This window comes from Saccharomonospora iraqiensis subsp. iraqiensis, from assembly GCF_000430445.1.
Lineage (GTDB): Bacteria > Actinomycetota > Actinomycetes > Mycobacteriales > Pseudonocardiaceae > Saccharomonospora > Saccharomonospora iraqiensis.
Genome location: NZ_KE387090.1, coordinates 6,161 through 10,837, shown reverse-complemented (window position 1 = coordinate 10,837; position 4,677 = coordinate 6,161). Strand labels below are relative to the sequence as shown.

Here is a 4,677-nt window from a genome sequence, read left to right as displayed (position 1 = left end):
CCCGGCCGCGGCCGGCCGACCGGCGGGCGCCGTTTGCGGGTGGGGTCCGCCGGAAAACCCCTGGCACGGCGAGGGTTACCCGATCCCAGGCAGGTGAGCGTGATGCCCGGACGTCAGGAACTGCCCAGCACGCTGCGGCGGTCACCGGAGAAGGCGCAGCGCACGTGGATCGAGGCGCACGACTCCGCCGTCGAGACCTACGGCGAGGGCAGGCGGGCGCACCAGACCGCGTACTCGGCGCTGAAGCACTCGTTCGAGAAGGTCGGTGACCGCTGGGAGCCGAAGGAGGACAAGGGCCCCTCCGACGCGCAGGCCGAACGGGGAGCCGGACAGCGCGCCACGGACACGGCGGGCGGTGTGGACACCAACGCGAGCAAGCAACACCTCTACGAACGCGCGCGGCAGCTCGACATCCCCGGCCGGTCGTCGATGAGCAAGAAGGATCTCGTCGACGCGCTGCAGAAGGCCAGCGGCAGGCGGACCGCCGAGGCCCGGGAGGAGGAGAAGGCGGGCGGGAGCCGGCGGAAGCAGAAGTCGTGACCCCCGGTCGTCACGGTGCGGTCGTCACGACTCCGTCGGCTTCCGCGCACGGCTCGGGGAGACCCGGGGCGGTTCGTTCGGCTGCTTCGGGTACACCGGCGGCCACGGCGCGTCCATCAGCCCGTCGGCGAGATCGCGGCGGGAGAGCTCCAGCAACGGCTCCAACGACTGCGGGTCGCTCCACATCCCGGCCCACGGGTCGCCCTGCTGCGCCAGCCGCGCGGGCACGGTGGCCAGCGTGAGCTCGTCGGGCACCACCCCGGGCAGGTCCTCCCACGCGAGCGGGGTGGACACCTGCCCGCCCGGGCGGGGGCGCACGCACCACGCCCCGAACACGGTCCGGTGCGGGGCGTTCTGGTTGTAGTCCACGAACACCCGGCTCCCGCGCTCCTCCTTCCACCACTCGGCGGTGATGAGGGTGGGATGCCGCCGTTGCAGTGCGCGGGCGAGGGCGACGGCGGCGGCCCGCACCTGGTAGCTGTCCCAGTGCGGCTGCAGCCGGATGTAGAGGTGCAGCCCACGGGAGCCGGTCGTCTTCACATGGGCGCGCATGCCGAGTTCGTCGAGGAACTCGCGGGCGGCGAACGCCGCATCCCGCACCCCGTCGAACGACACGCCCGGCGACGGGTCCAGGTCGACGCGCAGTTCGTCGACCACCTCGGGACTGCCCGCGTGGAACGGCCACACGTGGAAGCCCAGACACCCGAGGTTGACCGCCCACAGCACGTGGGCGAGGTCCGCGGCCACCAGCGCGTCGGCGGTGGTGCCGTTCGGGGTGCTGACCACGGTGGTGCGCAGCCACGGCGGCGCCGACGTCGGCACCCGCTTCTGGAACCACGACTTGCCGCCCGCGCCGGAGGGGTGGCGCTCCATGAGCAGCGGTCTGCCACCGAGCGTGGTCAGCAACGGCCCGGACACCGCCCGGTAGTAGTGCACCAGGTCGAGCTTGGTCTCCCCGCGTTCGCCGAAGAACACCTTGTCCGGGCTGGAGATCGGCACCTCGGTGCCGTCGACGTCGAGCAGGACCGGATCGCTCATCGGCTGCCCACCCCGCGCGCCTCGTCGAACAAGGTGGCCAGCTCGGCGGGGGCGACCTCGTCGAGCTGGGCGTAGGTGCACGAGTCCGGCCGCCGGTCCGGCCGGAACCGGACGAGCCTGCCGCCGTGCCGGAACCGGCCCGCCTGCACGTGTTCGTAGCGCACCTCGGCGACCAGCTCGATCCGCAGCGGCTCCCAGGAGAGGTCCTTGCCCGCGTTCCACCGGCTCTGACCTCCCGGCATCCGCGCGGACCCGCCCGGTTCGCCGGAGCGCTCCGCCTCGGCCCAGTCCCGCCACGGGTGCTGCTCCAGCGCGTGCTCCCGCAGCGGGGCGAGTTCGTCCACCAGCTCGGTGCGGCGCTTCGCGGGGAGACTGCCGGCGACGCCCACGTGGTGCAGCGTTCCCGCGTCGTCGTAGAGGCCGAGCAGCAGCGACCCGACCCCGCGGCCGTCCTTGTGCCAGCGGAACCCGGCGACCACGCAGTCGGCGGTGCGCTCGTGTTTGATCTTCCACATCGCCCGCCGGTCCTGCTGGTACGGCGCGTCCGGCGCCTTCGCCATGACGCCGTCGAACCCGGCGCCCTCGAAGCGGGCGAACCAGTCCCGGGCGACGTCGGCGTCGTCGGTGATCGGGGTGAGGTGGACGCGGGTGGGCGTGGTGTCCAGCGTGGTCTCCAGCAGCCGCCGCCGCTCGGTGAACGGTTCGCCGGTGAGGTCCCGGTCGTCGAGGGCGAGCAGGTCGAACGCCACGAAGCTGGCCGGGGTCTCGGCCGCCAGTCTGCGGACCCGGGACGCCGCCGGGTGCAGACGGTTCTGCAGCGTGTCGAAGTCCAGCCCCTCCCCGGTGACCACGACGATCTCGCCGTCCACGACGCACCGTGGGGGCAGCGCGGCGGCCAGGGGGTCGAGCAGGTCGGGGAAGTAGCGGGTGAGCGGGCGGTCGTTGCGGGAGCCGAGCTCGATCTCGTCACCGTCGCGGAACACGATGCAGCGGAACCCGTCCCACTTCGGCTCGTACCGCAGACCGCGCGCGTCCGGCAGCGCACGCACGAGCGTGGCCAGCATCGGCTTCACCGGAGGCGACAGCGGCAACTCCACACCGCGATCCTAGGCCCGCCCCACCCCCGGTGCACGCTGTTCACCCTGCGTGTTTGCCGTGAGGGGCACATTCACTGCGTCACACGCAGTGAATGTGCCCCTCACCGCCTGCGGCGCAGGGAAAGTGCCCTTCACGGCACGACCCGGCCCCGTGCCCGGGTGGCGTCAGCTCGCCCAGTCGAGGAGGGCCTCGCTGCGGTCGGGGTCGCGGAGGGCCTCCATGCCGCGTTGTTCGAGGGTGCGGACCCGCTTACGGCTCAGGCCGAGGCGCTGGGCGATCTCCGGGATCGTGTGCTGGTGTCCGTCGCGCAGGCCGTAGCGCAGCGAGACCACCGCCGCCTCGGGGTCGGGCAGGCTGTCCAGCGCCGCCTTGAGGTCGTCGGTCATGGCCTGGCGTTCGATGCCCTCGCCGACCGCGGGGACGGCCCCGTCGGTCACCAGGTCACCCAGCCGGAGTTCGCCGTCCTCGTCCAACGGCACGTCCAGGCTCACCGTCGACCGGCCCGCCTGGCGCAGGGCCACGACCCGCTCCACCGGCATGTCGGCGGCCTCGGCGATCTCCTCCACCGTCGGCTCGTGGTCGCTGTGCGACTGGAGGGTGCGCTCCAGCCGGTCCAGCTTGGCGACCTGCTCGCCGACGTGCATCGGCAGCCGGATGGTGTTGGCCTGGAACGCGTTGCCGCGCTGGATGGCCTGCCGGATCCACCACATCGCGTAGGTGGAGAACTTGTAGCCCTTGGCGTAGTCGAACTTCTCGACCGCGCGGATGAGGCCGAGATTGCCCTCCTGGATGGCGTCCAGCAGCGGCAGGGAGGTGTGCCGGTTCTTGCGCGCCGCGGTCACGACCAACCGCAGGTTGGCGCGCACCATGTGATCCTTCGCACGCGCGCCGTCCCGCGCCACCCGCTGCAGGTCGCGTCGGGACCGCTCCGGGGCCTCCGGCGGCCCGGTCTCGCCCGCGTCGGCGCGACGCAGCAGCTCCGCGGCGTAGACGCCCGCCTCGATCCGTTTCGCCAGATCGACCTCTTCGTTGGCCGTGAGCAGCGACGTCGTGCCGACCTCGTCGAGGTAGTACCGGACGATGTCGGGTTCCTCGTTCGCGGGCCTGCCGCGGCCACGGGTCGCGGTCAGTGTCGCGTCAGCCAATTCTGCACCCTCCTTCTGGTAGGGCAACGCTGCGAACGGGTCGGGCATTCCGCACACGCGTCGCCCGCGCCCGGGCGGGGAGGTGTGCCGACCGGGCGGTCATCGGATCGGGGTTCCAGGGGGACAACGCTGTGGGCGCTCCGCGGATTCCGGACGCGCGGGGCCGCGGAACGTGCCCCGGTACACACTCGGCGAGACACCCAGCGCGGCCCGCAGGTGCTGCCGCAACGACACCGTCGTGCCGAACCCGACCGCCACCGCGATCCGCTCGACCGGCAGGTCGGTGCGCTCCAGCAGTTGCCGGGCCCGCTCCACCCGCTGTGCCGCCAGCCACCGGCCCGGCGACAGGCCCGTCTCCCGCCGGAACCGCCGGGTGAACGTCCGCACACTCATCGCCGCCCGCGCGGCCCACTCCTCCAGCGACAGCGGCCGGTCCAGGCGGGCCAGCGCCCACTCCCGGGCCTCCCCGGTGGACGCGCCGTCCGGCTCCACCCGGGATACCGGCTCCGCCACGTACTGTGCCTGGCCGCCCTTCCGGTGCGGCGGCACCACGGTGCGCCGGGCCACCTCGGCCGCCACCGCCGCACCGTGGTCGGTGCGGACCATGTGCAGGCACAGGTCGATCCCGGCCGCCTCGCCCGCCGAGGTCAGCACGGTGCCGGAGTCGGTGTAGAGCACGCCGGGGACGAGGTCCACCGCCGGATGCCTGCGCCGGAACTCCGCCGCCGACATCCAGTGCGTCGTGGCGCGCCTGCCGTCCAGCAGCCCGGCCGCGGCGAGCACGAACGCCCCGGTGCAGACCGAGGCGATCCGGGTGCCGGGCCGGATGCGGTCCAGCGCGGCGGCCAGCGGCGGT

Annotated in this window: 5 protein-coding genes; 1 reads left to right on the top strand and 4 read right to left on the bottom strand. The window is 73.3% G+C overall.

Annotation, left to right across the window (positions count from 1 at the left end; all coding sequences use genetic code 11):
- Positions 1 to 102 precede the first annotated feature (102 nt).
- A complete protein-coding gene (locus ACTIR_RS0112270) occupies positions 103 to 540 on the top strand; it encodes a ChaB family protein (RefSeq protein WP_026454505.1) in 438 nt (145 codons plus the stop codon).
- 24 nt (positions 541 to 564) lie between these two features.
- On the opposite strand, the gene ACTIR_RS0112265 is transcribed toward ACTIR_RS0112270, so the two are convergent.
- From ACTIR_RS0112265 to ACTIR_RS23050, 4 genes are all read right to left on the bottom strand, one after another.
- Positions 565 to 1,578: a DNA polymerase domain-containing protein gene (locus ACTIR_RS0112265; RefSeq protein WP_026454504.1), complete on the bottom strand. Its 1,014-nt coding sequence runs from the start codon at positions 1,576 to 1,578 to the stop codon at positions 565 to 567.
- Positions 1,575 to 2,675: an ATP-dependent DNA ligase gene (locus ACTIR_RS0112260; RefSeq protein WP_026454503.1), complete on the bottom strand. Its 1,101-nt coding sequence runs from the start codon at positions 2,673 to 2,675 to the stop codon at positions 1,575 to 1,577. The genes ACTIR_RS0112265 and ACTIR_RS0112260 overlap by 4 nt, the downstream gene beginning before the upstream one ends.
- Before the next feature lie 165 nt (positions 2,676 to 2,840).
- On the bottom strand, positions 2,841 to 3,821 hold the full coding sequence (locus tag ACTIR_RS0112255; RefSeq protein WP_026454502.1) for a sigma-70 family RNA polymerase sigma factor: 981 nt from the start codon (positions 3,819 to 3,821) through the stop codon (positions 2,841 to 2,843).
- 99 nt (positions 3,822 to 3,920) lie between these two features.
- Positions 3,921 to 4,677: GlxA family transcriptional regulator (locus ACTIR_RS23050; protein ID WP_065388580.1), on the bottom strand; the 757-nt coding region annotated here is incomplete at its 5' end.